General features: G+C 51.0%; 46 protein-coding genes and 1 pseudogene. 40 read left to right on the forward strand and 7 right to left on the reverse strand.

What is annotated here, in order from left to right; translation table 11 throughout:
* The 3 genes and pseudogenes from tuf to bfr all read left to right on the forward strand — a co-directional run.
* Window positions 1-129 (forward strand): annotated as a pseudogene (tuf, locus tag DOU50_RS07520) (elongation factor Tu); the annotation flags it as partial.
* Between the two features lie 179 nt (window positions 130-308).
* Window positions 309-503 carry a bacterioferritin-associated ferredoxin gene (bfd, locus tag DOU50_RS07525; protein ID WP_008503493.1) on the forward strand — a complete coding sequence of 65 codons (195 nt, stop codon included), beginning with the start codon at window positions 309-311 and terminating at the stop codon, window positions 501-503.
* Window positions 504-575: 72 nt separating this feature from the next.
* Window positions 576-1052, forward strand: a complete 477-nt coding sequence (gene bfr, locus DOU50_RS07530; RefSeq protein ID WP_008503492.1) for a bacterioferritin — start codon at window positions 576-578, stop codon at window positions 1050-1052.
* On the opposite strand, the gene DOU50_RS07535 is transcribed toward bfr, so the two are convergent.
* Window positions 1036-1509 (reverse strand): prepilin peptidase, encoded by a 474-nt coding sequence (locus tag DOU50_RS07535; protein ID WP_148769142.1) that lies wholly within the window; start codon window positions 1507-1509, stop codon window positions 1036-1038. The genes bfr and DOU50_RS07535 overlap by 17 nt on opposite strands.
* Window positions 1510-1889: 380 nt before the next feature.
* Between DOU50_RS07535 and rpsJ the strand changes: the two genes are divergently transcribed.
* The 31 genes from rpsJ (at window position 1890) to DOU50_RS07690 (ending at window position 16747) form a co-directional block, all read left to right on the forward strand.
* Window positions 1890-2201, forward strand: coding sequence for a 30S ribosomal protein S10 (rpsJ, locus tag DOU50_RS07540; RefSeq protein ID WP_001181005.1), 312 nt, complete (start codon window positions 1890-1892; stop codon window positions 2199-2201).
* Window positions 2202-2233: 32 nt separating this feature from the next.
* Window positions 2234-2863, forward strand: a complete 630-nt coding sequence (gene rplC / locus DOU50_RS07545; RefSeq protein WP_003863274.1) for a 50S ribosomal protein L3 — start codon at window positions 2234-2236, stop codon at window positions 2861-2863.
* Window positions 2864-2873: 10 nt separating this feature from the next.
* Window positions 2874-3479, forward strand: coding sequence for a 50S ribosomal protein L4 (gene rplD / locus DOU50_RS07550; protein ID WP_000424395.1), 606 nt, complete (start codon window positions 2874-2876; stop codon window positions 3477-3479).
* The gene (rplW, locus tag DOU50_RS07555) at window positions 3476-3778 is read left to right on the forward strand and encodes a 50S ribosomal protein L23 (protein WP_000617546.1); all 303 of its coding nucleotides are present in this window, start codon (window positions 3476-3478) and stop codon (window positions 3776-3778) included. The genes rplD and rplW overlap by 4 nt, the downstream gene beginning before the upstream one ends.
* 17 nt (window positions 3779-3795) lie before the next feature.
* A complete protein-coding gene (rplB, locus tag DOU50_RS07560; RefSeq protein WP_000301859.1) occupies window positions 3796-4617 on the forward strand; it encodes a 50S ribosomal protein L2 in 822 nt (273 codons plus the stop codon).
* Between the two features lie 16 nt (window positions 4618-4633).
* Window positions 4634-4912: a 30S ribosomal protein S19 gene (gene rpsS / locus DOU50_RS07565; protein ID WP_001138117.1), complete on the forward strand. Its 279-nt coding sequence runs from the start codon at window positions 4634-4636 to the stop codon at window positions 4910-4912.
* A gap of 14 nt (window positions 4913-4926) precedes the next feature.
* Window positions 4927-5259 carry a 50S ribosomal protein L22 gene (gene rplV, locus DOU50_RS07570; RefSeq protein WP_002919773.1) on the forward strand — a complete coding sequence of 111 codons (333 nt, stop codon included), beginning with the start codon at window positions 4927-4929 and terminating at the stop codon, window positions 5257-5259.
* A 17-nt stretch (window positions 5260-5276) separates the two neighbouring features.
* Window positions 5277-5978, forward strand: coding sequence for a 30S ribosomal protein S3 (gene rpsC / locus DOU50_RS07575; RefSeq protein WP_000529945.1), 702 nt, complete (start codon window positions 5277-5279; stop codon window positions 5976-5978).
* Window positions 5979-5990: 12 nt separating this feature from the next.
* Window positions 5991-6401 (forward strand): 50S ribosomal protein L16, encoded by a 411-nt coding sequence (rplP, locus tag DOU50_RS07580; RefSeq protein ID WP_002919759.1) that lies wholly within the window; start codon window positions 5991-5993, stop codon window positions 6399-6401.
* Window positions 6401-6592, forward strand: a complete 192-nt coding sequence (gene rpmC, locus DOU50_RS07585; protein WP_003863282.1) for a 50S ribosomal protein L29 — start codon at window positions 6401-6403, stop codon at window positions 6590-6592. Before rplP ends, rpmC begins: the two co-directional genes overlap by 1 nt.
* A complete protein-coding gene (gene rpsQ, locus DOU50_RS07590) occupies window positions 6592-6846 on the forward strand; it encodes a 30S ribosomal protein S17 (RefSeq protein WP_008503489.1) in 255 nt (84 codons plus the stop codon). Before rpmC ends, rpsQ begins: the two co-directional genes overlap by 1 nt.
* A gap of 166 nt (window positions 6847-7012) precedes the next feature.
* Entirely contained in the window at window positions 7013-7384 is a 372-nt protein-coding gene (gene rplN, locus DOU50_RS07595; protein ID WP_002919748.1) for a 50S ribosomal protein L14, read from the forward strand.
* 10 nt (window positions 7385-7394) lie between these two features.
* Complete coding sequence (rplX, locus tag DOU50_RS07600) at window positions 7395-7709, forward strand: 50S ribosomal protein L24 (RefSeq protein WP_003863287.1); 315 nt, start codon at window positions 7395-7397, stop codon at window positions 7707-7709.
* A gap of 14 nt (window positions 7710-7723) precedes the next feature.
* Window positions 7724-8263, forward strand: coding sequence for a 50S ribosomal protein L5 (gene rplE, locus DOU50_RS07605; RefSeq protein WP_001096206.1), 540 nt, complete (start codon window positions 7724-7726; stop codon window positions 8261-8263).
* Window positions 8264-8277: 14 nt separating this feature from the next.
* On the forward strand, window positions 8278-8583 hold the full coding sequence (gene rpsN, locus DOU50_RS07610; RefSeq protein WP_003863291.1) for a 30S ribosomal protein S14: 306 nt from the start codon (window positions 8278-8280) through the stop codon (window positions 8581-8583).
* Between the two features lie 30 nt (window positions 8584-8613).
* Complete coding sequence (rpsH, locus tag DOU50_RS07615; RefSeq protein ID WP_006178918.1) at window positions 8614-9006, forward strand: 30S ribosomal protein S8; 393 nt, start codon at window positions 8614-8616, stop codon at window positions 9004-9006.
* 12 nt (window positions 9007-9018) lie between these two features.
* On the forward strand, window positions 9019-9552 hold the full coding sequence (gene rplF / locus DOU50_RS07620) for a 50S ribosomal protein L6 (RefSeq protein ID WP_003863296.1): 534 nt from the start codon (window positions 9019-9021) through the stop codon (window positions 9550-9552).
* Between the two features lie 9 nt (window positions 9553-9561).
* A complete protein-coding gene (rplR, locus tag DOU50_RS07625; protein WP_003863297.1) occupies window positions 9562-9915 on the forward strand; it encodes a 50S ribosomal protein L18 in 354 nt (117 codons plus the stop codon).
* A 14-nt stretch (window positions 9916-9929) separates the two neighbouring features.
* Window positions 9930-10430, forward strand: coding sequence for a 30S ribosomal protein S5 (gene rpsE, locus DOU50_RS07630; RefSeq protein ID WP_003863299.1), 501 nt, complete (start codon window positions 9930-9932; stop codon window positions 10428-10430).
* A 6-nt stretch (window positions 10431-10436) separates the two neighbouring features.
* The gene (rpmD, locus tag DOU50_RS07635; protein WP_003863301.1) at window positions 10437-10616 is read left to right on the forward strand and encodes a 50S ribosomal protein L30; all 180 of its coding nucleotides are present in this window, start codon (window positions 10437-10439) and stop codon (window positions 10614-10616) included.
* 3 nt (window positions 10617-10619) lie between these two features.
* Window positions 10620-11054, forward strand: a complete 435-nt coding sequence (gene rplO / locus DOU50_RS07640) for a 50S ribosomal protein L15 (RefSeq protein WP_003863304.1) — start codon at window positions 10620-10622, stop codon at window positions 11052-11054.
* Window positions 11055-11061: 7 nt separating this feature from the next.
* Complete coding sequence (gene secY, locus DOU50_RS07645) at window positions 11062-12393, forward strand: preprotein translocase subunit SecY (protein WP_003863305.1); 1332 nt, start codon at window positions 11062-11064, stop codon at window positions 12391-12393.
* A gap of 31 nt (window positions 12394-12424) precedes the next feature.
* Window positions 12425-12541 carry a 50S ribosomal protein L36 gene (gene rpmJ, locus DOU50_RS07650; RefSeq protein ID WP_000868187.1) on the forward strand — a complete coding sequence of 39 codons (117 nt, stop codon included), beginning with the start codon at window positions 12425-12427 and terminating at the stop codon, window positions 12539-12541.
* Window positions 12542-12687: 146 nt separating this feature from the next.
* Window positions 12688-13044, forward strand: coding sequence for a 30S ribosomal protein S13 (rpsM, locus tag DOU50_RS07655; protein ID WP_003863308.1), 357 nt, complete (start codon window positions 12688-12690; stop codon window positions 13042-13044).
* A gap of 16 nt (window positions 13045-13060) precedes the next feature.
* Window positions 13061-13450 (forward strand): 30S ribosomal protein S11, encoded by a 390-nt coding sequence (rpsK, locus tag DOU50_RS07660; protein WP_003863312.1) that lies wholly within the window; start codon window positions 13061-13063, stop codon window positions 13448-13450.
* A 33-nt stretch (window positions 13451-13483) separates the two neighbouring features.
* On the forward strand, window positions 13484-14104 hold the full coding sequence (gene rpsD / locus DOU50_RS07665) for a 30S ribosomal protein S4 (RefSeq protein ID WP_004868345.1): 621 nt from the start codon (window positions 13484-13486) through the stop codon (window positions 14102-14104).
* Window positions 14105-14129: 25 nt separating this feature from the next.
* A complete protein-coding gene (locus tag DOU50_RS07670) occupies window positions 14130-15119 on the forward strand; it encodes a DNA-directed RNA polymerase subunit alpha (protein WP_002919219.1) in 990 nt (329 codons plus the stop codon).
* A 40-nt stretch (window positions 15120-15159) separates the two neighbouring features.
* Window positions 15160-15543, forward strand: coding sequence for a 50S ribosomal protein L17 (rplQ, locus tag DOU50_RS07675; RefSeq protein WP_001216368.1), 384 nt, complete (start codon window positions 15160-15162; stop codon window positions 15541-15543).
* A gap of 107 nt (window positions 15544-15650) precedes the next feature.
* Complete coding sequence (locus DOU50_RS07680; RefSeq protein ID WP_024909664.1) at window positions 15651-16019, forward strand: DUF1992 domain-containing protein; 369 nt, start codon at window positions 15651-15653, stop codon at window positions 16017-16019.
* A 2-nt stretch (window positions 16020-16021) separates the two neighbouring features.
* Window positions 16022-16447: a Zn(2+)-responsive transcriptional regulator gene (zntR, locus tag DOU50_RS07685; protein ID WP_024909663.1), complete on the forward strand. Its 426-nt coding sequence runs from the start codon at window positions 16022-16024 to the stop codon at window positions 16445-16447.
* A 57-nt stretch (window positions 16448-16504) separates the two neighbouring features.
* Entirely contained in the window at window positions 16505-16747 is a 243-nt protein-coding gene (locus DOU50_RS07690) for an alternative ribosome-rescue factor A (protein WP_024909662.1), read from the forward strand.
* Here DOU50_RS07690 and mscL read toward each other — a convergent pair.
* From mscL to def, 5 genes are all read right to left on the reverse strand, one after another.
* Window positions 16721-17131 (reverse strand): large-conductance mechanosensitive channel protein MscL, encoded by a 411-nt coding sequence (gene mscL / locus DOU50_RS07695; RefSeq protein WP_023309449.1) that lies wholly within the window; start codon window positions 17129-17131, stop codon window positions 16721-16723. The genes DOU50_RS07690 and mscL overlap by 27 nt on opposite strands.
* Before the next feature lie 146 nt (window positions 17132-17277).
* Window positions 17278-18654, reverse strand: coding sequence for a Trk system potassium transporter TrkA (trkA, locus tag DOU50_RS07700; protein WP_024909661.1), 1377 nt, complete (start codon window positions 18652-18654; stop codon window positions 17278-17280).
* Window positions 18655-18676: 22 nt separating this feature from the next.
* On the reverse strand, window positions 18677-19963 hold the full coding sequence (rsmB, locus tag DOU50_RS07705; protein ID WP_024909660.1) for a 16S rRNA (cytosine(967)-C(5))-methyltransferase RsmB: 1287 nt from the start codon (window positions 19961-19963) through the stop codon (window positions 18677-18679).
* Window positions 19964-20015: 52 nt separating this feature from the next.
* Window positions 20016-20963 carry a methionyl-tRNA formyltransferase gene (gene fmt, locus DOU50_RS07710; protein ID WP_048989712.1) on the reverse strand — a complete coding sequence of 316 codons (948 nt, stop codon included), beginning with the start codon at window positions 20961-20963 and terminating at the stop codon, window positions 20016-20018.
* A gap of 25 nt (window positions 20964-20988) precedes the next feature.
* The gene (gene def / locus DOU50_RS07715) at window positions 20989-21498 is read right to left on the reverse strand and encodes a peptide deformylase (RefSeq protein ID WP_008503479.1); all 510 of its coding nucleotides are present in this window, start codon (window positions 21496-21498) and stop codon (window positions 20989-20991) included.
* A gap of 127 nt (window positions 21499-21625) precedes the next feature.
* On the opposite strand from def, the gene dprA reads away from it, so the two are divergent.
* The 6 genes from dprA to DOU50_RS07745 are packed head-to-tail and all read left to right on the forward strand — an operon-like array spanning window position 21626 to window position 25409.
* Window positions 21626-22750 carry a DNA-protecting protein DprA gene (dprA, locus tag DOU50_RS07720; protein WP_148769143.1) on the forward strand — a complete coding sequence of 375 codons (1125 nt, stop codon included), beginning with the start codon at window positions 21626-21628 and terminating at the stop codon, window positions 22748-22750.
* Entirely contained in the window at window positions 22722-23195 is a 474-nt protein-coding gene (gene smg, locus DOU50_RS07725) for a DUF494 family protein Smg (RefSeq protein WP_008503477.1), read from the forward strand. The genes dprA and smg overlap by 29 nt, the downstream gene beginning before the upstream one ends.
* Window positions 23196-23221: 26 nt before the next feature.
* The gene (locus tag DOU50_RS07730; RefSeq protein ID WP_061716392.1) at window positions 23222-23776 is read left to right on the forward strand and encodes a type I DNA topoisomerase; all 555 of its coding nucleotides are present in this window, start codon (window positions 23222-23224) and stop codon (window positions 23774-23776) included.
* Complete coding sequence (gene tsaC / locus DOU50_RS07735) at window positions 23769-24341, forward strand: L-threonylcarbamoyladenylate synthase type 1 TsaC (protein WP_023309444.1); 573 nt, start codon at window positions 23769-23771, stop codon at window positions 24339-24341. Before DOU50_RS07730 ends, tsaC begins: the two co-directional genes overlap by 8 nt.
* 4 nt (window positions 24342-24345) lie before the next feature.
* Window positions 24346-25164 (forward strand): shikimate dehydrogenase, encoded by an 819-nt coding sequence (gene aroE, locus DOU50_RS07740; RefSeq protein ID WP_023309443.1) that lies wholly within the window; start codon window positions 24346-24348, stop codon window positions 25162-25164.
* On the forward strand, window positions 25161-25409 hold the full coding sequence (locus tag DOU50_RS07745; RefSeq protein ID WP_023309442.1) for a DUF1488 domain-containing protein: 249 nt from the start codon (window positions 25161-25163) through the stop codon (window positions 25407-25409). The genes aroE and DOU50_RS07745 overlap by 4 nt, the downstream gene beginning before the upstream one ends.
* Here DOU50_RS07745 and DOU50_RS07750 read toward each other — a convergent pair.
* Window positions 25385-25939: a gamma carbonic anhydrase family protein gene (locus DOU50_RS07750; RefSeq protein WP_048989714.1), complete on the reverse strand. Its 555-nt coding sequence runs from the start codon at window positions 25937-25939 to the stop codon at window positions 25385-25387. The genes DOU50_RS07745 and DOU50_RS07750 overlap by 25 nt on opposite strands.
* Window positions 25940-26222: the final 283 nt, after the last annotated feature.

Consider the following 26222-nt stretch of genomic DNA (forward strand, 5'->3'; position numbering starts at 1 on the left):
CCAGGCGACAACATCAAGATGGTTGTGACTCTGATCCACCCAATCGCGATGGACGACGGTCTGCGTTTCGCAATCCGTGAAGGCGGCCGTACCGTTGGCGCGGGCGTGGTTGCTAAAGTTCTGGGCTAATTAATTATCCCCGAATAAAAAAAGGACGCTTCGGCGTCCTTTTTTGTTTTCTGCCGCTCAGGCGTTGTCACAAAATTTCGCATTTTTTGCCTGCTCCCGTCCCGTATTGTGGCGTTTGTGCTATTGTAATCATAACCATTCTCACTTACACTTTGCGCATAATTTGAACGGGAGTCTCTATGTACGTTTGTTTATGTAATGGTGTAAGCGACAAGAAAATACGTCAGGCCGTTCGCCAGTTTCAGCCTCAGTCATTTCAACAGCTACGCAAATTTGTTCCGGTTGGAAATCAATGCGGTAAATGCGTACGTGCTGCGCGAGAGATCATGCAGGACGAATTGATGCAGATCCCGGAATACAAAGAGATCGCGTAAGCGCCCATCTTTTTTTTGACATCCCTGTAGCCCGATCTACGCTTCAATGAGTGGAAGCGGAGGGACTATATAATGAAAGGTGATGTTAAAATCATAAGTTATCTCAATAAATTATTGGGAAATGAGCTTGTCGCAATTAACCAGTACTTTCTTCACGCGAGAATGTTCAAAAACTGGGGGCTTAAACGTCTGAACGACGTTGAGTACCATGAATCGATCGATGAAATGAAGCACGCTGATAAATATATCGAGCGTATTTTATTTCTTGAAGGCATTCCAAACCTGCAGGATCTCGGCAAGCTGGGCATCGGAGAAGATGTCGAAGAGATGCTGCGTTCTGACCTCAGGCTGGAACTTGAAGGCGCCAAAGATCTCCGTGAAGCCATTGCCTACGCAGACAGCGTACATGACTACGTCAGTCGCGATATGATGATCCAGATCCTGGCCGATGAAGAAGGCCACATTGACTGGCTGGAAACGGAGCTGGATCTGATTGCTAAAATCGGCCTGCAGAACTACCTTCAGTCACAGATTAAAGTGGAAGAGTAACCAACGTCTTCCAGCCTATGCATAAACCCGCTGCTGCCAGAAATGGCCCAAAAGGCAGCGGGTTTTTTATTGCCTTCTTATCAGGGCGGATTAACGAAAAAACAAGAATGCAAAGAAGCGCCATCAGCGCCGCGAGTAGCGCAAGCGTAGGCAGTACGCACCAGCCGTGCCATGCACCAAGCGCCGCCAGGTATTTCACATCGCCATATCCCATACCTTCACGTCGGCGGAAAAACCAGTAGCCCCAGTAAATAACGGCAAAGCCAATATATCCAGCCATCGCACCCGCCACCGCGCTCGGCAGAAAATCAGGATGGATACAGAGCTGGAAGAGCAGACCCGCCCATAGCAGCGGGCAGAGAAATTTATCGGGAAGCAGACCGTAGCGAATATCGGCATGTACCAGTAAGGCAGTCAGTGAAAGATAGATCAGCAGAAAGGGGAGGGTGGTTAGCATGAAAAAGGCCTCAAACGGGTTTGAGCGCATACTCGTTATAAACGGCCTGGCCGGCAATGCACAAAAAACGGAGATGCGTAGCGGCTCGAAATAAAGAATCGACGCAAAATACATTGTATGAAATGTTGCGCGCTCTTACGCATCCTGCGCCTTTGGCGCTTAATTTCTAAACGGCACTTGCGTCTTGCCCAGATTTACGTATAATGCGCGGGCTTGTCGTAATTGACAGCGGGTTCAATCAGAACCAGAGTAGCTCATTTTGTTACTCAACAATGCTCCCAATTGGGGAGCTACGTAAGAACGGTTACACTCTCCCATCAATCGTAATGGGTTTGAGGAGTAATCATTTTCGTTTATAAAATAATTGGAGCTCTGGTCTCATGCAGAACCAAAGAATCCGTATCCGCCTTAAAGCGTTTGATCATCGTCTGATCGATCAATCAACCGCGGAAATCGTCGAGACTGCTAAGCGCACTGGTGCGCAAGTCCGTGGTCCGATCCCGCTGCCGACCCGCAAAGAGCGCTTCACCGTGCTGATCTCCCCGCACGTCAACAAAGACGCGCGTGATCAGTACGAAATCCGCACTCACAAGCGTCTGGTTGACATCGTTGAGCCAACTGAGAAAACCGTTGATGCTCTGATGCGTCTGGATCTGGCTGCCGGTGTAGACGTGCAGATCAGCCTGGGTTAATCAGGTCATCGAGCGATTGAGAGGTTGAAACAATGATTGGTTTAGTCGGTAAAAAAGTGGGTATGACCCGCATCTTCACTGAAGATGGCGTTTCTATCCCAGTAACCGTAATCGAAGTTGAAGCAAACCGCGTTACTCAGGTTAAAGATCTGGCTAACGATGGCTACCGCGCTATTCAGGTTACCACTGGTGCTAAAAAAGCTAACCGTGTAACCAAACCAGAAGCGGGTCACTTCGCTAAAGCTGGCGTAGAAGCTGGCCGTGGTCTGTGGGAATTCCGTCTTGCTGAAGGCGAAGAGTTCACCGTAGGTCAGGACATTAGCGTTGAGCTGTTTGCTGACGTTAAAAAAGTTGACGTAACCGGTACCTCTAAAGGTAAAGGTTTTGCTGGTACCGTTAAGCGCTGGAACTTCCGTACCCAGGACGCTACTCACGGTAACTCCTTGTCTCACCGCGTTCCGGGTTCTATCGGTCAGAACCAGACTCCGGGCAAAGTGTTCAAAGGCAAGAAAATGGCAGGTCAGCTGGGTAACGAACGTGTAACCGTTCAGAGCCTGGACGTAGTACGTGTTGACGCTGAGCGCAACCTGCTGCTGGTTAAAGGTGCAGTTCCGGGTGCAACCGGTAGCGACCTGATCGTTAAACCAGCTGTGAAGGCGTAAGGGGATAGCAATGGAATTAGTATTGAAAGACGCGCAGAGCGCGCTGACTGTTTCCGAAACTACCTTCGGTCGTGATTTCAACGAAGCGCTGGTTCACCAGGTTGTTGTTGCTTATGCAGCTGGTGCTCGTCAGGGTACTCGTGCTCAGAAGACTCGTGCTGAAGTAACTGGTTCTGGCAAAAAGCCATGGCGCCAGAAAGGTACCGGCCGTGCGCGTTCAGGTTCTATCAAGAGCCCGATCTGGCGTTCAGGTGGTGTGACCTTCGCTGCGCGTCCACAGGACCACAGTCAAAAAGTTAACAAAAAGATGTACCGCGGCGCGCTGAAAAGCATCCTGTCCGAACTGGTACGTCAGGATCGTCTGATCGTTGTCGAGAAGTTCTCTGTAGAAGCGCCTAAAACTAAGCTGCTGGCACAGAAACTGAAAGACATGGCTCTGGAAGATGTGCTGATCATCACCGGTGAGCTGGACGAGAACCTGTTCCTGGCCGCACGTAACCTGCACAAGGTTGACGTACGCGATGCGACTGGTATCGACCCGGTTAGCCTGATCGCCTTCGACAAAGTCGTAATGACTGCTGATGCTGTTAAGCAAGTTGAGGAGATGCTGGCATGATTCGTGAAGAACGTCTGCTGAAGGTGCTTCGCGCACCGCACGTTTCTGAAAAAGCGTCTACTGCGATGGAAAAAACAAACACCATCGTTCTCAAAGTTGCTAAAGACGCGACCAAAGCAGAGATCAAAGCTGCTGTGCAGAAACTGTTTGAAGTCGAAGTCGAAGTCGTTAACACCCTGGTAGTTAAAGGGAAAGTTAAACGTCACGGACAGCGTATCGGTCGTCGTAGCGACTGGAAAAAAGCTTACGTCACCCTGAAAGAAGGCCAGAATCTGGACTTCGTTGGCGGCGCTGAGTAAGTCGGAGGAGTAATACAATGGCAGTTGTTAAATGTAAACCGACATCTCCGGGTCGTCGCCACGTAGTTAAAGTGGTTAACCCTGAGCTGCACAAGGGCAAACCTTTTGCTCCGTTGCTGGAAAAAAACAGCAAATCCGGTGGTCGTAACAACAATGGCCGTATCACCACTCGTCACATCGGTGGTGGCCACAAGCAGGCTTATCGTATTGTTGACTTCAAACGCAACAAAGACGGTATCCCAGCAGTTGTTGAACGTCTTGAGTACGATCCGAACCGTTCCGCGAACATCGCGCTGGTTCTGTACAAAGACGGCGAACGCCGTTACATCCTGGCCCCTAAAGGCCTGAAAGCTGGCGACCAGATTCAGTCTGGCGTTGATGCTGCAATCAAAGCAGGCAACACCCTGCCGATGCGCAATATCCCGGTTGGTTCTACCGTTCATAACGTAGAAATGAAACCAGGTAAAGGCGGTCAGCTGGCACGTTCCGCTGGTACTTACGTTCAGATCGTTGCTCGTGATGGTGCTTATGTCACCCTGCGTCTGCGTTCTGGTGAAATGCGTAAAGTCGAAGCAGACTGCCGCGCTACTCTGGGCGAAGTTGGCAATGCTGAGCATATGCTGCGCGTTCTGGGTAAAGCAGGTGCTGCACGCTGGCGTGGTGTTCGTCCTACCGTTCGCGGTACTGCGATGAACCCAGTCGACCACCCACATGGTGGTGGTGAAGGTCGTAACTTTGGTAAGCACCCGGTAACTCCGTGGGGCGTTCAGACCAAAGGTAAGAAGACCCGCAGCAACAAGCGTACTGATAAATTTATCGTACGTCGCCGTAGCAAATAATTTTAGAGGATAAGCCATGCCACGTTCTCTCAAGAAAGGTCCTTTTATTGACCTGCACTTGCTGAAGAAGGTAGAGAAAGCGGTGGAAAGCGGAGACAAGAAGCCCCTGCGCACTTGGTCCCGTCGTTCAACGATCTTTCCTAACATGATCGGTTTGACCATCGCTGTCCATAATGGTCGTCAGCACGTTCCAGTCTTTGTTACCGACGAAATGGTTGGTCACAAACTGGGTGAATTCGCACCGACTCGTACTTATCGCGGCCACGCTGCTGATAAAAAAGCGAAGAAGAAATAAGGTAGGAGGAAGAGATGGAAACTTTAGCTCAACATCGCCATGCTCGTTCTTCTGCTCAGAAGGTTCGCCTTGTTGCTGACCTGATTCGCGGTAAGAAAGTGTCGCAGGCCCTGGACATCCTGACCTATACCAACAAGAAAGCTGCGGTATTGGTCAAGAAAGTACTGGAATCTGCCATTGCTAACGCTGAACACAACGATGGCGCTGACATCGACGATCTGAAAGTCGCGAAAATTTTCGTAGATGAAGGCCCAAGCATGAAGCGCATTATGCCGCGTGCGAAAGGTCGTGCAGATCGCATCCTGAAGCGCACCAGCCACATTACTGTGGTTGTGTCCGATCGCTGAGACTCTGGAGACTAGCAATGGGTCAGAAAGTACATCCTAATGGTATTCGCCTGGGTATTGTAAAACCATGGAACTCTACCTGGTTTGCGAACACCAAAGAATTCGCTGACAACCTGGACAGCGATTTTAAAGTACGTCAGTACCTGACTAAGGAACTGGCTAAAGCGTCTGTATCTCGTATCGTTATCGAGCGTCCAGCTAAGAGCATCCGTGTGACTATTCACACTGCTCGCCCTGGCATCGTTATCGGTAAGAAAGGCGAAGACGTAGAAAAACTGCGCAAGGTCGTAGCGGATATCGCTGGCGTTCCTGCACAGATCAATATCGCTGAAGTTCGTAAGCCTGAACTGGACGCTAAATTGGTTGCTGACAGCATCACTTCTCAGCTGGAACGTCGTGTTATGTTCCGTCGTGCTATGAAGCGTGCTGTACAGAACGCAATGCGTCTGGGCGCTAAAGGTATCAAAGTTGAAGTTAGCGGCCGTCTGGGCGGCGCGGAAATCGCACGTACCGAATGGTACCGTGAAGGTCGCGTACCGCTGCACACTCTGCGTGCTGACATCGACTACAACACCTCTGAAGCGCACACCACTTACGGTGTAATCGGCGTTAAGGTATGGATCTTCAAAGGTGAGATCCTGGGTGGTATGGCTGCTGTTGAACAACCGGAAAAACCGGCTGCTCAACCTAAAAAGCAGCAGCGTAAAGGCCGTAAATAAGGAGCGTCGCTGATGTTACAACCAAAGCGTACAAAATTCCGTAAAGTGCACAAAGGCCGCAACCGTGGTCTGGCGCAGGGTACGGATGTTAGCTTCGGCACTTTCGGTCTGAAAGCTGTTGGCCGTGGTCGTCTGACTGCACGTCAGATCGAAGCAGCACGTCGTGCAATGACCCGTGCAGTTAAGCGTCAAGGTAAGATCTGGATCCGTGTATTCCCGGACAAACCGATCACCGAGAAGCCGCTGGAAGTTCGTATGGGTAAAGGTAAAGGTAACGTGGAGTACTGGGTTGCCTTGATCCAACCGGGCAAAGTCCTTTATGAAATGGACGGTGTTCCGGAAGAGCTGGCCCGTGAAGCCTTCGGCCTGGCAGCAGCGAAACTGCCTATCAAAACCACCTTTGTAACTAAGACGGTGATGTAATGAAAGCAAAAGAGCTGCGTGAAAAAAGCGTTGAAGAGCTGAACGCTGAGCTGCTGAACCTGCTGCGTGAGCAGTTCAACCTGCGTATGCAGGCTGCAAGTGGCCAGCTGCAACAGACTCACCTGCTGAAGCAAGTGCGTCGCAATGTTGCACGCGTTAAGACTTTACTGACTCAGAAGGCGGGTGCGTAATGACCGATAAAATCCGTACTCTGCAAGGTCGTGTTGTTAGCGACAAAATGGAGAAATCCATTGTTGTAGCTATCGAACGTATTGTGAAACACCCGATCTACGGTAAATTCATCAAGCGTACGACCAAACTGCACGTACATGACGAGAACAACGAATGTGGTATCGGCGACAAGGTTGAAATCCGTGAATGCCGTCCACTGTCCAAGACTAAGTCCTGGACGCTGGTTCGCGTTGTAGAGAAAGCGGTTCTGTAATACAGTACGCCTTCTCAATACGAATAAACGGCTCAGCGATGAGCCGTTTATTTTTTCTACCCATATTGCAGAAGCGGTGTTATAATGCCGCGCCCTCGATATGGGGCTTTTTAACGGCTCTGATTTTAGAGTCTCAGGTAGTAGTTGACATTAGCGGAGCACTAAAATGATCCAAGAACAGACTATGCTGAACGTCGCCGACAACTCCGGTGCACGTCGCGTAATGTGTATCAAGGTTCTGGGTGGCTCGCACCGTCGCTACGCAGGCGTAGGCGACATCATCAAGATCACCATCAAGGAAGCAATTCCACGTGGTAAGGTCAAAAAAGGTGATGTGCTGAAGGCGGTAGTGGTGCGCACCAAGAAGGGTGTTCGTCGCCCTGACGGTTCTGTCATTCGCTTCGATGGTAATGCATGCGTTATTTTAAACAATAACAGCGAGCAGCCTATCGGCACGCGTATCTTTGGGCCGGTAACTCGTGAACTTCGTACTGAGAAGTTCATGAAAATTATCTCTCTGGCACCAGAAGTACTCTAAGGAGCGAATCATGGCAGCGAAAATCCGTCGTGATGACGAAGTTATCGTGTTAACCGGTAAAGATAAAGGTAAACGCGGTAAAGTAAAAAATGTTCTGTCTTCCGGCAAACTTGTCGTTGAAGGTATCAACCTGGTTAAGAAACATCAGAAGCCGGTTCCGGCCCTGAACCAACCAGGCGGCATCGTTGAAAAAGAAGCTGCTATTCAGGTTTCTAACGTTGCAATCTTCAATGCGGCTACCGGCAAGGCTGACCGTGTAGGCTTTAGATTCGAAGACGGCAAAAAAGTCCGTTTCTTCAAGTCTAACAGCGAAACTATCAAGTAATTTGGAGTAGTACGATGGCGAAACTGCATGATTACTACAAAGACGAAGTAGTTAACAAACTCATGACTGAGTTTAACTACAATTCTGTCATGCAAGTCCCTCGGGTCGAGAAGATCACCCTGAACATGGGTGTTGGTGAAGCGATCGCTGACAAGAAACTGCTGGATAACGCAGCAGCTGACCTGACAGCAATCTCCGGTCAAAAACCGCTGATCACCAAAGCACGCAAATCTGTTGCAGGCTTCAAAATCCGTCAGGGCTATCCGATCGGCTGTAAAGTAACTCTGCGTGGCGAACGCATGTGGGAGTTCTTTGAGCGCCTGATCACTATTGCTGTTCCACGTATCCGTGACTTCCGTGGCTTGTCCGCTAAGTCTTTCGACGGTCGTGGTAACTACAGCATGGGTGTCCGTGAGCAGATCATCTTCCCAGAAATCGACTACGATAAAGTCGACCGCGTGCGTGGTTTGGATATTACCATTACCACTACTGCGAAATCTGACGAAGAAGGCCGTGCTCTGCTGGCTGCCTTTGACTTCCCGTTCCGCAAGTAAGGTAGGGTTACTGAATGGCTAAGCAATCAATGAAAGCACGCGAAGTAAAGCGCGTAGCTTTAGCTGATAAATTCTTCGCTAAACGCGCTGAACTGAAAGCGATCATTTCTGATGTGAACGCTTCCGACGAAGATCGTTGGAATGCGGTTCTCAAGCTGCAGTCTCTGCCGCGTGATTCCAGCCCGTCTCGTCAGCGTAACCGCTGTCGTCAAACAGGTCGTCCACATGGTTATGTGGGCAAGTTTGGGTTGAGCCGTATCAAACTGCGTGAAGCCGCTATGCGCGGTGAAGTGCCAGGCTTGAAAAAGGCTAGCTGGTAATTACCAATTGAATCACGGGAGTAAAGACAGATGAGCATGCAAGATCCGATCGCGGATATGCTGACCCGTATCCGTAACGGTCAGGCCGCGAACAAAGTTGCGGTCACCATGCCTTCCGCCAAGCTGAAAGTGGCAATTGCCAACGTGCTGAAGGAAGAAGGTTTTATCGAAGATTTTAAAGTTGAAGGCGACACCAAGCCGGAACTGGAACTTACTCTCAAGTATTTCCAGGGTAAAGCTGTTGTAGAAAGCATTCAGCGTGTCAGCCGCCCAGGCCTGCGCATCTATAAGAAAAAAGATGAGCTGCCAAAAGTTATGGCTGGTCTTGGTATCGCAGTTGTTTCTACCTCTAAAGGTGTTATGACTGATCGTGCAGCGCGCCAGGCTGGTCTTGGTGGCGAAATTATCTGCTACGTAGCCTAATCGGAGGAAAGAATGTCTCGTGTTGCTAAAGCACCGGTCGTTATTCCTGCCGGCGTTGATGTCAAAATCGACGGTCAGGTTATTACGATCAAAGGTAAAAACGGCGAGCTGACTCGTACCCTCAACAAAGCTGTTGAAGTTAAACATGCAGATAACGCTCTGACCTTCGGTCCACGTGATGGTTTCGTGGATGGATGGGCTCAGGCTGGTACCGCGCGTGCCCTGCTGAACTCAATGGTTGTTGGTGTTACCGAAGGCTTCACTAAAAAGCTTCAGCTGGTTGGTGTAGGTTATCGTGCAGCTATCAAAGGGAATGCAGTAGGCCTGTCTCTGGGCTTCTCACACCCTGTTGAGCATCCGCTGCCGGCCGGTATCACTGCAGAATGTCCGACTCAAACTGAAATCGTGCTGAAAGGCGCTGATAAACAGCTGATCGGTCAGGTTGCAGCAGATCTGCGCGCCTACCGTCGTCCTGAGCCTTACAAAGGCAAGGGTGTTCGTTACGCCGACGAAGTCGTGCGTACCAAAGAGGCTAAGAAGAAGTAAGGTAACACTATGGATAAGAAATCTGCTCGTATCCGTCGTGCGACCCGCGCACGCCGCAAGCTCAAAGAGCTGGGTGCAACTCGCCTGGTGGTACATCGTACCCCGCGTCATATTTACGCACAGGTAATTGCACCGAACGGTTCTGAAGTTCTGGTAGCTGCTTCTACTGTAGAAAAAGCTATCTCAGAACAATTGAAGTACACCGGTAACAAAGACGCCGCTGCAGCTGTAGGTAAAGCTGTTGCTGAACGCGCTCTGGAAAAAGGCATCAGCAATGTTTCCTTTGACCGTTCCGGGTTCCAATATCATGGTCGTGTCCAGGCACTGGCAGATGCTGCCCGTGAAGCTGGCCTTCAGTTCTAAGGTAGAGGTGTAAGATGGCTCACATCGAAAAACAGGCTGGCGAACTGCAGGAAAAGCTGATCGCGGTAAACCGCGTATCTAAAACCGTTAAAGGTGGTCGTATTTTCTCCTTCACAGCTCTGACTGTAGTAGGCGATGGTAACGGTCGCGTTGGTTTTGGTTACGGTAAAGCGCGTGAAGTTCCAGCAGCGATCCAGAAAGCGATGGAAAAAGCCCGTCGCAACATGATTAACGTCGCGCTGAACAACGGCACCCTGCAGCACCCAGTTAAAGGTGTTCACACGGGTTCTCGTGTATTCATGCAGCCAGCTTCAGAAGGTACCGGTATCATCGCCGGTGGTGCAATGCGCGCCGTTCTGGAAGTTGCTGGGGTTCATAACGTTCTGGCTAAAGCATATGGTTCCACCAACCCGATCAACGTGGTTCGTGCAACTATTGATGGCCTGGAAAATATGAATTCTCCAGAAATGGTCGCTGCCAAGCGTGGTAAATCCGTTGAAGAAATTCTGGGGTAATTGACCATGGCAAAGACTATTAAAATCACTCAAACCCGCAGTGCAATCGGTCGTCTGCCGAAACACAAGGCAACGCTGCTTGGCCTGGGTCTGCGTCGTATTGGTCATACCGTTGAGCGCGAGGATACTCCTGCTGTTCGTGGTATGGTCAACGCGGTTTACTTCATGGTTAAAGTTGAGGAGTAAGAGATGCGTTTAAATACTCTGTCTCCGGCCGAAGGCTCTAAAAAGGCGGGTAAACGCCTGGGTCGTGGTATCGGTTCTGGCCTCGGCAAAACCGGTGGTCGTGGTCACAAAGGTCAGAACTCTCGTTCTGGCGGTGGCGTACGTCGCGGTTTCGAGGGTGGCCAGATGCCACTGTACCGTCGTCTGCCGAAGTTCGGCTTCACCTCTCGTAAAGCAGCGATCACAGCGGAAATCCGTCTGTCTGACCTGGCGAAAGTTGAAGGCGGCGTTGTAGACCTGAACACGCTGAAAGCAGCAAACATTATCGGTATCCAGATCGAGTTCGCGAAAGTGATCCTGGCTGGTGAAGTTTCTACTCCGGTAACTGTTCGTGGCCTGCGTGTTACTAAAGGTGCTCGTGCTGCTATCGAAGCTGCTGGCGGTAAAATTGAGGAATAAGTAGCAGATGGCTAAGCAACCGGGATTAGATTTTCAAAGTGCCAAAGGTGGATTTGGCGAGCTGAAACGCAGACTGCTGTTTGTTATCGGCGCGCTGATTGTGTTCCGTATTGGCTCTTTTATTCCGATCCCTGGTATCGATGCCGCTGTACTTGCCAAACTGCTTGAGCAACAGCGAGGCACCATCATTGAAATGTTCAACATGTTCTCTGGTGGTGCTCTCAGCCGTGCTTCTATCTTCGCATTGGGTATTATGCCGTACATTTCGGCATCTATTATTATCCAGCTGCTGACGGTCGTTCATCCGGCCCTGGCAGAGTTGAAGAAAGAAGGGGAGTCTGGACGTCGTAAGATTAGTCAGTACACCCGTTACGGTACTCTGGTGCTGGCAATATTCCAGTCGATCGGTATTGCTACCGGTCTGCCGAATATGCCTGGTATGCAGGGCCTGGTGTTAAACCCGGGCTTTGCATTCTACTTCACCGCTGTTGTAAGTCTGGTCACAGGGACTATGTTCCTGATGTGGCTCGGCGAACAGATTACTGAGCGTGGTATCGGTAACGGTATCTCAATCATTATCTTCGCCGGTATTGTTGCGGGCCTCCCGCCAGCCATCGCCCATACTATCGAGCAAGCGCGTCAAGGCGACCTGCACTTCCTCCTGTTGCTGTTGGTTGCAGTATTAGTATTTGCAGTGACGTTCTTTGTTGTCTTCGTTGAACGTGGTCAACGCCGCATTGTGGTGAACTACGCTAAACGTCAGCAGGGTCGTCGTGTCTATGCTGCACAGAGCACACATTTACCGCTGAAAGTGAACATGGCGGGGGTTATCCCGGCTATCTTCGCTTCCAGTATTATTCTGTTCCCGGCGACCATCGCGTCATGGTTCGGGGGCGGTACTGGTTGGAACTGGCTGACAACAATTTCGCTGTATTTGCAGCCTGGGCAACCACTTTATGTGTTACTCTATGCGTCTGCGATCATCTTCTTCTGTTTCTTCTACACGGCGTTGGTCTTCAACCCGCGTGAAACAGCAGATAACCTGAAGAAGTCCGGTGCATTTGTACCAGGAATTCGTCCGGGAGAGCAAACGGCGAAGTATATCGATAAAGTAATGACTCGTCTGACTTTGGTTGGTGCGCTTTATATTACTTTTATCTGCCTGATCCCGGAGTTCATGCGTGATGCAATGAAAGTACCGTTCTACTTTGGTGGGACCTCACTGCTTATCGTTGTTGTCGTGATTATGGACTTTATGGCTCAAGTGCAAACTCTGATGATGTCCAGTCAGTACGAGTCTGCATTGAAGAAGGCGAACCTGAAAGGCTACGGCCGCTAAATGGTCGCCTGAGAAGTTACGGAGAGTAAAAATGAAAGTTCGTGCTTCCGTCAAGAAATTATGCCGTAACTGCAAAATCGTTAAGCGTGATGGTGTCATCCGTGTGATTTGCAGTGCCGAGCCGAAGCATAAACAGCGCCAAGGCTGATTATTTCGCATATTTTTCTTGCAAAGTTGGGTTGAGCTGGCTAGATTAGCCAGCCAATCTTTTGTATGTCTGTACGTTTCCATTTGAGTATCCTGAAAACGGGCTTTTCAGCATGGTGCGTACATATTAAATAGTAGGAGTGCATAGTGGCCCGTATAGCAGGCATTAACATTCCTGATCAGAAACATGCTGTGATCGCATTAACTTCGATCTACGGCGTCGGCAAGACCCGTTCTAAAGCCATTCTGGCTGCAGCGGGTATCGCTGAAGATGTTAAGATCAGTGAGCTGTCTGAAGAACAAATCGACACGCTGCGTGACGAAGTTGCCAAATTTGTCGTTGAAGGTGATCTGCGCCGTGAAATCAGCATGAGCATCAAGCGCCTGATGGATCTTGGTTGCTATCGCGGTTTGCGTCATCGTCGTGGTCTGCCAGTGCGCGGTCAGCGTACTAAGACCAACGCACGTACCCGTAAGGGTCCGCGCAAACCGATCAAGAAATAATCGGGGTGATTGAATAATGGCAAAGGCACCAGTTCGTGCACGTAAACGTGTAAGAAAACAAGTCTCTGACGGCGTGGCTCATATCCATGCTTCTTTCAACAACACCATCGTTACTATTACTGATCGTCAGGGTAACGCATTGGGTTGGGCAACAGCCGGTGGTTCCGGTTTCCGTGGTTCTCGCAAATCCACTCCGTTCGCAGCTCAGGTTGCAGCAGAGCGTTGCGCAGAAGCCGTAAAAGAATACGGCATCAAGAATCTGGAAGTTATGGTTAAAGGTCCGGGTCCGGGTCGTGAATCTACTGTTCGCGCTCTGAACGCCGCTGGTTTCCGCATCACGAATATTACTGATGTGACTCCGATCCCTCATAACGGTTGTCGTCCGCCGAAAAAACGTCGCGTATAACGCTCCGTTTTTTAGGTTAGTTGGAGATAGAAAATGGCAAGATATTTGGGTCCTAAGCTCAAGCTGAGCCGTCGTGAGGGCACCGACTTATTCCTTAAGTCTGGCGTTCGCGCGATCGATACCAAGTGTAAAATTGAACAAGCTCCTGGCCAGCACGGTGCGCGTAAACCGCGTCTGTCTGACTATGGTGTGCAGTTGCGTGAAAAGCAAAAAGTTCGCCGTATGTACGGTGTGCTGGAGCGTCAGTTCCGTAACTACTATAAAGAAGCAGCACGTCTGAAAGGCAACACAGGTGAAAACCTGCTCGCTCTGCTGGAAGGTCGTCTGGACAACGTTGTATACCGTATGGGCTTCGGCGCTACTCGTGCTGAATCACGTCAGCTGGTTAGCCACAAAGCAATCATGGTAAACGGTCGTGTTGTTAACATCGCTTCTTATCAGGTTAAAGCGAATGACGTTGTTAGCATTCGTGAGAAAGCGAAAAAGCAATCTCGCGTGAAGGCCGCTCTGGAGCTGGCTGAGCAGCGTGAAAAGCCAACCTGGCTGGAAGTTGATGCTGGCAAGATGGAAGGTACGTTCAAGCGTCAGCCAGAACGTTCTGATCTGTCTGCGGACATTAACGAACACCTGATCGTCGAGCTTTACTCCAAGTAAAGCTTAGTACCAAAGAGAGGACACAATGCAGGGTTCTGTGACAGAGTTTCTAAAACCGCGCCTGGTAGATATCGAGCAAGTGAGTTCGACGCACGCCAAGGTGACCCTTGAGCCTTTAGAGCGTGGCTTTGGCCATACTCTGGGTAACGCACTGCGCCGTATTCTGCTCTCATCGATGCCGGGTTGCGCGGTGACCGAGGTTGAGATTGATGGTGTACTTCATGAGTACAGCACCAAAGAAGGCGTTCAGGAAGATATCCTTGAAATCCTGCTCAACCTGAAAGGGCTGGCGGTGAGAGTTCAGGGTAAAGATGAAGTTATTCTTACTCTGAATAAATCTGGCATTGGCCCTGTGACTGCAGCCGACATCACCCACGACGGTGATGTTGAAATCGTCAAGCCGCAGCACGTGATCTGCCACCTGACCGATGAGAACGCAGCAATTAGCATGCGTATCAAAGTTCAGCGCGGTCGTGGTTATGTGCCGGCTTCTGCCCGAATTCATTCGGAAGAAGATGAGCGCCCAATCGGCCGTCTGCTGGTCGACGCATGCTATAGCCCTGTAGAGCGTATTGCCTACAATGTTGAAGCAGCGCGTGTAGAACAGCGTACCGACCTGGACAAGCTGGTCATCGAAATGGAAACCAATGGCACAATCGATCCTGAAGAGGCGATTCGTCGTGCGGCAACCATCCTGGCAGAACAACTGGAAGCTTTCGTTGACTTACGTGATGTACGTCAGCCGGAAGTGAAAGAAGAGAAACCAGAATTCGATCCGATCCTGCTGCGCCCTGTTGACGATCTCGAATTGACTGTCCGCTCTGCTAACTGCCTCAAGGCAGAAGCTATCCACTATATCGGTGATCTGGTACAGCGTACCGAGGTTGAGTTGCTGAAAACGCCGAACCTGGGTAAAAAATCTCTTACTGAGATTAAAGACGTGCTGGCTTCACGTGGTCTGTCTCTGGGCATGCGCCTGGAAAACTGGCCACCGGCAAGCATTGCTGACGAGTAACCGGATCACAGGTTAAGGTTTTACTGAGAAGGATAAGGTCATGCGCCATCGTAAGAGTGGTCGTCAACTGAACCGCAACAGCAGCCATCGCCAGGCTATGTTCCGCAACATGGCAGGTTCACTGGTTCGTCATGAGATCATCAAGACGACCCTGCCTAAAGCGAAAGAGCTGCGTCGCGTAGTTGAGCCGCTGATTACTCTTGCCAAGACTGACAGCGTTGCTAATCGTCGTCTGGCATTCGCCCGTACTCGTGATAACGAGATCGTGGCAAAACTGTTTAACGAACTGGGCCCGCGTTTCGCGAGCCGTGCCGGTGGTTACACTCGCATTCTGAAGTGTGGTTTCCGTGCAGGCGACAACGCGCCGATGGCTTACATCGAGCTGGTTGATCGTTCAGAGAAAGCAGAAGCTGCTGCAGAGTAATCTGTAGTAACGTAAAAAAACCCGCTCCGGCGGGTTTTTTTATATCCGCGATATCCCCACTTCTCTACAATGTCTGTATCAATTCTGTTCATTCCCTGGAGCTGGTAATGTGGTTGCTCGACCAGTGGGCAGAACGCCATATTCGCGATGCCCAAAATAAAGGTGAATTCGACGATCTCCCGGGAAGCGGCGAACCCCTTGTGCTTGACGATGATTCGCACATTGCGCCTGAACTGCGAGCTGGATACCGTTTACTGAAAAACGCGGGCTGTCTCCCTCCGGAGCTCGAACAGCGCAGAGAGGCTGTTGAACTGGCCGATCTTCTCAACGGTATCCGTCAGGACGATCCGCGACATTCTGAACTGAGCCGCCGTCTCGCCCTGCTTGAACTCAAGCTGCGCCAGGCTGGGATGAACACTGATTTTCTGCGCGGTGAATACGGTGAAAGATTGATGCAGAGAATAAACGAGGAGTAGTTATGTACCGTATTGGTGAACTTGCGAAGCTTGCGAACGTTACGCCGGATACCATCCGTTATTACGAAAAGCAGCAGATGATCGATCATGAAGTTCGTACAGAAGGAGGCTTTCGCCTTTATACCGATAACGATCTGCAGCGCCTGCGATTTATTCGTTATGCGCGTCAGCTCGGCTTCACGCTGGATTCGATCCGCGAGTTATTATCGATCCGCATCGATCCGGAACATCACACCTGCCAGGAATCTAAAAGCATTGTGCAGGCCCGGCTGGACGAAGTTGAAGCACGCATCCAGGAGCTGCAAACCATGCAGCGCTCTCTGCAAAGGCTGAATGATGCCTGCTGCGGGACGGCCCACAGCAGTATTTACTGTTCAATTCTCGAAGCCCTTGAACAGGGAGCGAGTGGAGAAACCGAGGGCTGTTGATTTTTAATTCATCTGGGTCTAGACTCCCGTCGTCATAAACCTTGCTCTGGAGACATTATGAGCCGCTATCAGCACACGAAAGGACAAATTAAGGACAATGCCATTGAGGCGTTACTTCACGACCCGTTATTCAGGCAGCGCGTTGAGAAGAATAAAAAAGGGAAAGGAAGTTATCTGCGTAAAGACAAACATGAAAAACGGGGTAACTGGGAGGCCAGTGGCAAGCAAGCGAATCGCTTATTTACCACTGGCCTTTCTGCTTTAAACTTTCGATTAAACGCGGTTATTCTGTTCTTTTAACAGATCGCGGATCTCACTCAGCAGCACTTCTTCTTTCGTTGGTGCAGGTGCAGCAGCCGGCTCTTCTTTTTTACGGTTGAGCCTGTTGATCAGCTTGATAGCCATAAAAATGGCAAACGCGACAATCACAAAATCAAATACGTTCTGAATAAATACGCCGTAGTGCATTACTACTGCCGGAACATCACCCTGCGCTTCACGCAGCGTGAAAGCGAATTGTTTGAAATCAATGCCCCCGATTAACAACCCTAATGGTGGCATGATAATGTCGGCCACTAATGATGAAACAATCTTGCCGAATGCTGCACCAATAATGACACCCACTGCCAAATCCACCACGTTCCCGCGCATCGCAAATTCGCGAAATTCTTTAATAAAACTCATTGTTCTCTCCTTGTGCCAGCTGACGAGTATAAGTTTAACAAATGATTAGCCAATTGCCATTCGGGATAATTAAACGTTATGAAAAATAAAAGGCACAGAAATGAAAAGGATAAAGTGCGGGTGCTCTTTCTAGAGCACCCTACTCTTTAAAGGAAGAATGGACTTGGCTGGAATAAACGTTCGACGTCAGTAATAAACTTTTTATCCGTAAGGAACATAATAACGTGATCGCCTTGCTCAATACGTAAATTGTCATTGGCAATCATGACGTCATTTCCGCGCACAACGGCGCCGATGATCGTGCCTGGCGGCAGCTTAATTTCGTCGATCGACCGGCCCACGACGCGTGATGTGGTTTCATCTCCATGCGCCACGGCTTCAATGGCTTCCGCTACGCCGCGGCGGAGCGATGACACACCGACAATATCCGCTTTACGAACATGGCTCAGGAGCGCGGAAATTGTCGCCTGCTGCGGCGAAATGGCAATATCAATAACGCTACCCTGGACCAGATCGACATACGCCTTGCGCTGGATAAGCACCATGACCTTCTTTGCACCCATACGCTTGGCGAGCATGGCGGACATTATATTCGCCTCGTCGTCGTTGGTGACGGCAATAAAAAGATCAACTTGATCAATATGCTCTTCAGCCAGCAACTCCTGATCAGACGCATCGCCATAAAATACGATCGTATTTTGCAGTTTTTCCGCCAGTTCAGCAGCACGCTGCTGATCGCGCTCGATCAATTTTACGCTGTAATCTTTTTCTAACCGACGTGCCAGGCCTGCACCGATATTGCCGCCGCCGACCAGCATAATGCGTTTATAGGGTTTTTCGAGACGCTGAAGTTCACTCATTACGGCACGAATATGCTGTGAGGCCGCAATAAAGAAGACCTCATCACCTGCTTCGACAATCGTGGAGCCTTGCGGGCGGATTGGCCTGTCGTGACGGAAAATGGCTGCGACGCGCGTATCGATATGCGGCATGTGCTCGCGCATGGTAGAAAGCGCATTGCCGATCAATGGTCCACCGTAATAGGCCTTAACCACTGCCAGACTCACTTTACCCTCGGCAAAGTTCACCACCTGCAGGGCGCCCGGATATTCGATCAGGCGATAGATATTGTCGATAACCAGCTGTTCCGGTGCGATGAGATGGTCAATAGGGACCGCTTCGGAATTAAACAGTTTCTCAGCATCGCGAACATAGTCCGGAGAGCGAATGCGCGCGATTCGGTTTGGCGTGTTGAAAAGCGAGTAGGCCACCTGACAGGCCACCATATTGGTTTCGTCAGAACTGGTTACCGCAACCAGCATGTCGGCATCGTCGGCACCTGCCTCACGAAGAACCCGTGGGTGAGAACCATGACCCTGCACCACGCGCAGGTCAAACTTGTCCTGTAAGACACGCAGACGATCGCCGTTGGTATCGACTATGGTGATGTCGTTGTTTTCGCCCACCAGGTTTTCCGCCAGCGTTCCGCCAACCTGTCCTGCACCCAGAATGATAATCTTCATATCTCGTGACCTGTTCTCAACATCACTCTTTGATTAGCTTAGCGTAAAAGAAGCCATCACCCTCTTCGGCACCCGGCAGGTTCTGCAGACCCGGGGATTCAGGCGTTCCCGTATCGCGCAGCGCGGCGTCCGGGGTACGTTTAAGGAAGGCCGCGATTTGCTGGCTGTTTTCTTCCGGCAGTACGGAGCAGGTTGCATAGACCAGCGTTCCGCCAGGTTTGAGATGCGGCCAGATGGCGTCGAGAATGTCGGACTGCAGCTGGGCAAGTTCGTTAATATCACGATCGCGACGCAGCCACTTGATGTCCGGATGACGACGAATAACGCCGGTTGCAGAGCAGGGAGCATCCAGCAAAATGCGATCGAATTGCGTTTCACCACACCATTCTGCGGGTTTGCGTCCATCGCCTTGCTTAACCTGAGCCTTCATGCCCAGACGCTTGAGGTTGTCGTAGACGCGTGAAAGACGCTGTTCATCGACGTCCACCGCCATCACGCTGGCCTGCGGAGCCACTTCAAGAATATGCGTCGTTTTGCCCCCTGGTGCGGCGCAGAGATCGAGGATCTGCTCACCGTTCTGGGGTTCAAGCCAGGTCATGCAACCCTGGGCAGAAGCATCCTGTACCGTTACCCAACCCTCTTCGAAACCCGGTAATGCATGTACCGGAGCGGGGGAGGCTAAACGTACGGCATCAGGGTATGCAGCGTGAGTGAAACCACTCATTCCAGCTTCTTCGAGTAATGCCAGCCATGCGTCACGGGTGTGGTGATTACGATTCACGCGTAACCACATTGGCGGACGCTGGTTGTTGGCATCGGCAATGTCCTGCCACCGCTGCGGATAAGCTTTTTTCAGCCGCTTCAACAGCCAGTCCGGATGCAGGAAGCGTGCTTCGTTTTGGGCAAATTCAGCCAGAAGCTCATCCTGCTGTCGTTGGAACTGACGCAGTACACCGTTGATCAGCCCTTTCAGCTGAGGGCGTTTAATCGCAACGGCACCTTCCACCGTCTCAGCCAGCGCGGCATGAGGTGGGATGCGGGTATGAAGAAGCTGATAAAAACCCACCATAATCAAATAGTGTACGGTGCGCTGCTTGCCTGTCATTGGGCGTGACATCAGCTTGTTAATCAACCACTCAAGCTGAGAAAGCGTGCGCAGAACGCCAAAGCAGAGCTCCTGAAGCAGGGCTTTGTCTTTATCAGAGACTTTTTGCTGCAGGGGAGGCAGGACGTTACTTAATGACTGGCCCTGCTCGATAACCTGCTCAACGGCCTGAGCCGCCATACTGCGTAGATTTTGTTTTTTCATAACCGTAAAAATAAAAATGCCCGGAAACACCGGGCCTTAAGAATAAATTTGCTCAGGCAAGACGATTGCCCGGAATAAACCATTCGCGACGAGAATTTAACAGATCCTGAGCGCTCATGGCCTTCTTACCGGCCGGTTGTAGCGATTCAAGATTCAGGATCCCTTGCGCAGTCGCCACCTGGATCCCGTTCTTGTTGGCGTCAACAATCGTACCGGGTTCAGCCGTGGTAGTACCGCTAATGACGGAGGCTTTCCAGACTTTCACTGGCTGCTCATCAATCTCCATCCAGCTCATTGGCCACGGATTAAAAGCGCGGATGCAGCGTTCAAGTTGAGCGGCCGACAGGGACCAGTCGATCCGCGCTTCTTCTTTGCTCAGTTTTTCGGCATACGTCACCAGCGCGTCATCCTGAACTTCCGGTTTTGCCGTATTGTCAGCAAGCTGCTGAAGCGTCTCGATAAGACCTTGTGGGCCAAGGTCTGCCAGTTTGTCATACAGCGTGGCGCTGGTATCGTCTGGCGTAATGGGGCAGGCCAGTTTATACAGCATGTCGCCGGTGTCTAAACCTACGTCCATCTTCATGATGGTCACGCCCGTTTCGGCATCACCCGCCCACAGCGAGCGCTGGATAGGTGCTGCACCACGCCAGCGTGGGAGCAGAGACCCATGCACGTTGATACAACCCAGGCGCGGCATATCAAGCACAGCTTTTGGCAGAATTAAACCGTAAGCCACCACCACCATTACGTCGGCATTCAGGTCAGCAACCAGCTGCTGATTTTCCTGCGGGCGCAGCGATGCAGGCTGAAAAACAGGAAGCCCATGCTCTTCTGCCAGCACCTTGACCGGGCTCGGCATCAGTTTTTTGCCGCGGCCTGCAGGACGGTCCGGCTGGGTAAAGACGCCAACAACCTGGTGACCAGACGATAGCAGCGCGTCAAGGTGACGCGCTGCAAAATCAGGGGTTCCCGCGAAGATAATACGTAGTGTTTTAGACACGATAATCCTTGTATCCGGGGGGACGTTATGCGCGAGAACGCAAACGATCCAGTTTCTCTACTTTCTGACGAATACGCTGCTGTTTCAGCGGCGAGAGGTAATCGATAAACAGTTTACCGACCAGGTGATCCATCTCATGCTGAATACAAATCGCCAGCAGGTCGTCTGCTTCCAGTTCGAACGGATTACCGTCACGATCCAGGGCGCGAATTTTCACTTTTTCAGCACGCGGCACTAACGCACGCTGTTCAGGAATAGACAGACAGCCTTCCTCGATACCGGTTTCGCCACTCTTTTCGAGCAACTCAGGGTTAATCAGCACCAGACGGCCATCGCGATTTTCAGAAACATCAATCACGATAATACGCTTGTGAATGTCCACCTGCGTCGCCGCCAGGCCAATGCCTTCTTCGGCGTACATGGTATCGAACATATCATCAACGATACGCTGGATTTCTGCATTCACTTCTTTGACCGGTTCAGCGACGATGCGAAGGCGCTCGTCCGGAATATGTAACACTTGCAAAACTGCCATAAATTTCCAGAGTCGTGTTCAGGAGTTGATAAGAATACTACCTCTATTCTAGACAAATCCCCCATCGATTGACAGCATCAGTGACCAATCGCAATGATTGCGGAGGCCGCTTATGGCAGGGGAAAGGATGACGCCAATCGAGATATGGCTACGGCTTATGCACACAGGTTCTCTGTGTGGTGATGTCATGGTGGAAGCGGCTGCACGACTGCAGAGGCAGGAAGGCATCGACATGCTTGCCTTAAGAAATGCTGGACTGACAGCAAAGCAGGCTGAACGATTCTTTGCGTTCAATGAGAGTGAGCTGGAACGTAGCCTGAAATGGCTTGAGCAGCCGGGACATCATTTATTAACGGCCAATCATTCCCTTTATCCCCCTCTACTCCGCACGATCCCTGACTATCCCGGGGCATTATTCATAAAAGGTAACCCTGAGACGCTCAAAACTGTTCAGCTGGCGGTGGTAGGCAGTCGTGCGCCGTCATGGTACGGCGAGCGATGGGGGAAAATCCTGTGCGAACAACTTTCACAAAGTGGTTTCACGATTACCAGCGGGCTGGCCTGTGGTATTGATGGCGTTGCCCACGGCGCGGCGCTGTCAGTTAAAGGACGAACTGTCGCGGTGCTGGGGAATGGTCTTTTTAGCATTTATCCACGCCGACATCAGGCATTGGCGATGCGGCTTATTGAGTCTGACGGCGCGATAGTGTCTGAATTTCCGCTTTCCGCACAGCCCAGACCGGCAAACTTTCCGCGTCGTAATCGCATTATCAGCGGGCTTAGCAAAGGCGTGCTGGTGGTTGAAGCCGCGCTGCGAAGCGGTTCACTGGTCACGGCGCGATGCGCGCTGGAACAGGGACGAGAAGTCTTCGCCTTGCCTGGTCCGATAGGCAACCCCGGATGCGAGGGTCCCCACTGGCTGATTAAGCAAGGGGCAACACCGGTAACGGAAGTAGGGGATATTCTTGAAAATTTGCAATATGGGCTGCAATGGCTGCAGGAAGATCCCGAAAAGCGACAATATTCATCAGATCAGGGAAAGGTGGCATTGCCATTTCCCAAGCTCCTGGCTAACGTAGGAGATGAGGTAACACCTGTTGACGTTGTCGCTGAACGTGCCGGCCAACCTGTGCCAGTAACGGTAGCACAGCTACTCGAACTGGAGTTAGCAGGGTGGATCGCAGCTGTACCCGGCGGCTATGTCCGATTAAGGAGGGCATGCCATGTTCGACGTACTGATGTATTTGTTTGAGACTTACATCCATAACGAAGCAGAAATGCGAGTGGATCAGGACAAATTGACACAGGATCTTACCGATGCGGGGTTTGAGCGGGAAGATATCTATAATGCGTTGATGTGGCTGGAAAAACTGGCTGATTATCAGGAAGGCCTCGCCGAACCGATGCAGCTTGCTTCTGACCCATTGTCAGTACGCATTTATACCGCAGAAGAGTGTGAAAGGCTGGACGCCAGCTGCCGGGGGTTCATCTTATTCCTTGAGCAGATTCAGGTGCTGAACCTCGAAACGAGAGAAATGGTGATAGAGCGCGTTATGGCGCTGGATACAGCAGAATTTGAACTGGAAGATCTCAAGTGGGTGATCCTGATGGTTCTGTTTAATATCCCGGGCTGTGAAAATGCCTATCAGCAAATGGAAGAATTACTCTTTGAAGTGAATGAAGGTATGCTGCACTAATTCAATGTGCAGCACCAAGAGTTGTTATGGCCAAATCAGCACTATTCACGGTGCATAAAAACGAGCCCTGCCCGCAGTGCGGGGCTGAACTTGTTATTCGGTCCGGGAAACACGGCCCGTTTCTCGGTTGTTCACACTATCCGGAATGTGATTATGTCCGTCCCCTGAAAAGCCAGGCGGATGGACATATCGTTAAAATTCTGGAGGGGCAGTTTTGTCCAGTCTGCGGTGGTGAATTAGCCCTGCGTCAGGGGCGTTTCGGCATGTTTATTGGATGTAGTCGCTACCCGGAATGCGAACATACGGAACAAATTGATAAGCCTGATGAAACGGCAATTGCCTGCCCTCAGTGTCAGCGCGGTCAGCTGGTACAGCGCCGCTCCCGTTATGGTAAGACCTTCCATTCGTGCGATCGCTATCCTGAATGCCAGTTCGTTATCAATTTTAAACCGGTAGCGGGAACCTGCCCTCATTGCAATTATCCGCTACTCATAGAGAAGAAAACCGCGCAAGGCATGAAACGCTTCTGCGCCAGTAAACAATGTGGAAAGCCGGTAACGGCGGATCAATATAGTGAATAATAACCTGCCATCAGGCTCCATTGCGCATGCAGTGGACGTACTGAAAAATGAAGAAGTCATCGCCTATCCAACTGAAGCTGTTTTTGGGGTCGGTTGCGATCCTGACAGCGAGACGGCTGTGAGCCGCCTGCTTGCCTTAAAACAAAGACCCGTCGAGAAAGGGCTGATTTTGATCGCTGCAAATTACGAGCAGCTTAAGCCCTACATCGATGATTCTATGCTGACGCCGGCGCAGCGCGAGACGATCTTCTCCGCGTGGCCTGGACCGGTGACCTTCGTCTTCCCTGCGCAGCCGACAACGCCGCGCTGGTTAACCGGACGCTTTGATTCCCTCGCCGTACGCGTCACTGACCATCCGCTGGTGGTTGAGCTTTGTCTGGCGTTTGGTAAACCGCTGGTCTCAACCAGCGCTAACCTGACCGGATTGCCACCTTGTCGGACAACCGAAGAAGTGCTGGCGCAGTTCGGGAATGACTTCCCTGTTGCTGTCGGTGAAACGGGAGGGCGTCTGAATCCGTCTGAAATTCGCGACGCTTTAACCGGCGAACGTTTTCGCCAGGGGTAATCTCATGGAAACCTATGCTGTTTTTGGTAATCCGATTGCACACAGCAAATCACCGTTGATTCATCAGCAATTTGCGAAGCAGCTGCAGATAAATCATCCCTATGGTCGCGTACTGGCACCGGTGGATGCATTTATTCCAACGCTGGAGGCTTTTTTCGCCGCGGGCGGTAAAGGTGCGAATGTGACGGTCCCGTTTAAAGAAGAAGCCTTCGAACGTGCGGATGAGCTGACCGAGCGCGCTTCACTGGCTGGTGCAGTCAATACTCTAAAACGGCTTGAGGATGGTCGCCTTTTGGGGGATAACACCGACGGAATTGGTTTACTTAGCGATCTGGAACGACTTTCATTTATTAAGCCCGGGTTCCGGGTCCTGCTGATTGGTGCGGGCGGCGCATCGCGGGGAGTACTGTTGCCTCTGCTTTCACTGGACTGTGCGGTGACCATTACCAACAGAACCTTTTCCCGTGCAGAAGCGCTGGCGGCGTTGTTTGCGCATACCGGTAGCGTGAGCGCAGTAGCGCTTGACGATCTTGCCGATCGTGAGTTCGATCTTGTCATTAATGCCACGTCCAGCGGCATCAACGGTGAGATCCCGGCAATCCCCGCTTCTCTGGTCAGCGCGCATATGTACTTCTATGACATGTTTTATCAGAAAGGGAAGACGCCTTTCCTTAACTGGTGTGAACAACACGGCGCGAAACAGTTAGCCGATGGACTGGGAATGCTGGTGGGTCAGGCTGCGCATGCGGTGCTGCTCTGGCACGGCGTGTTGCCTGCGGTCGAACCTGTCATTGAAAAGTTAAAGCAGGAACTTTCAGCGTGAACCAGGCTATTCATTTCCCGGACAGAGAGAGCTGGGATGAGAGTAAACAAGCGGTTTGTTTTCCGGTGCTGGTGCAGGGTATGCAACTTACCTGTGCCATTCATGGGGAAACGCTGCTGCGTCGTTTTGGCGGTTCAAACCCGATAGCGGTATTTTGCGAAAATCGCTGGGATCTGGAAGAGGAAGCCAGCGATTTAATCCGCGAACAGCAGGAAGACGATCAGGGCTGGGTTTGGTTGTCCTGATCCAGATACTCATTCTTCCACGTAACGTAGTTGTTCGCTGAGTATTTTAACCCTTCGATCTCTGCCTCCTTCAGGGGGCGGATCTGTTTTACCGGGCTTCCCAGATAGAGATAGCCGCTCTCCAGGCGTTTGTTCTGCGGGACCAGGCTACCGGCACCAATCATTACGTCATCTTCTACTATGACGCCATCCAGCAAAATCGACCCCATGCCAACAAGCACGCGATTTCCGATTGTGCAGCCGTGAAGCATCACTTTATGGCCGACGGTAACCTCTTCTCCAATGATGAGGGGATTGCCCTCCGGGTTATAGGAGGATTTGTGCGTGACATGCAGAACGCAACCGTCCTGAATATTGGTACGTGCACCAATCGACACATAGTTAACATCACCCCTGATGGCGACGAGCGGCCAGATGCTGACATCATCGGCCATTCGGACATCACCAATCACCACGCTGCTGGCATCGATCATCACGCGATCGCCTTTTTGGGGGAACAGACCTTTATAAGGACGTAATACTGCGGGCATATCTACCTCTAACAATGGGCGCTATACAGAAGACTTTGATCATAGTAATGGATCGAGGCAAGGCAAAATACGTCAATATTTAAGCAGATCGGGCGGGATTTCAGCGAAAAGCGCGGAAAATCAGCAGTCGGAAAAAAAGATCTAAAAAATACTTGTGCTAAAAAATGGGATCCCTATAATGCGCCTCCATCGACACGGCAGATGTGAATCACTTCACAAACAACCCGGTCGGTTGAAGAGAAAAAATCCTGAAATAACGGGTTGACTCTGAAAGAGGAAAGCG

Source organism: Enterobacter sp. C6 (assembly GCF_008122455.1).
In the GTDB taxonomy this organism is placed as follows: Bacteria; Pseudomonadota; Gammaproteobacteria; order Enterobacterales; family Enterobacteriaceae; genus Enterobacter; species Enterobacter pseudoroggenkampii.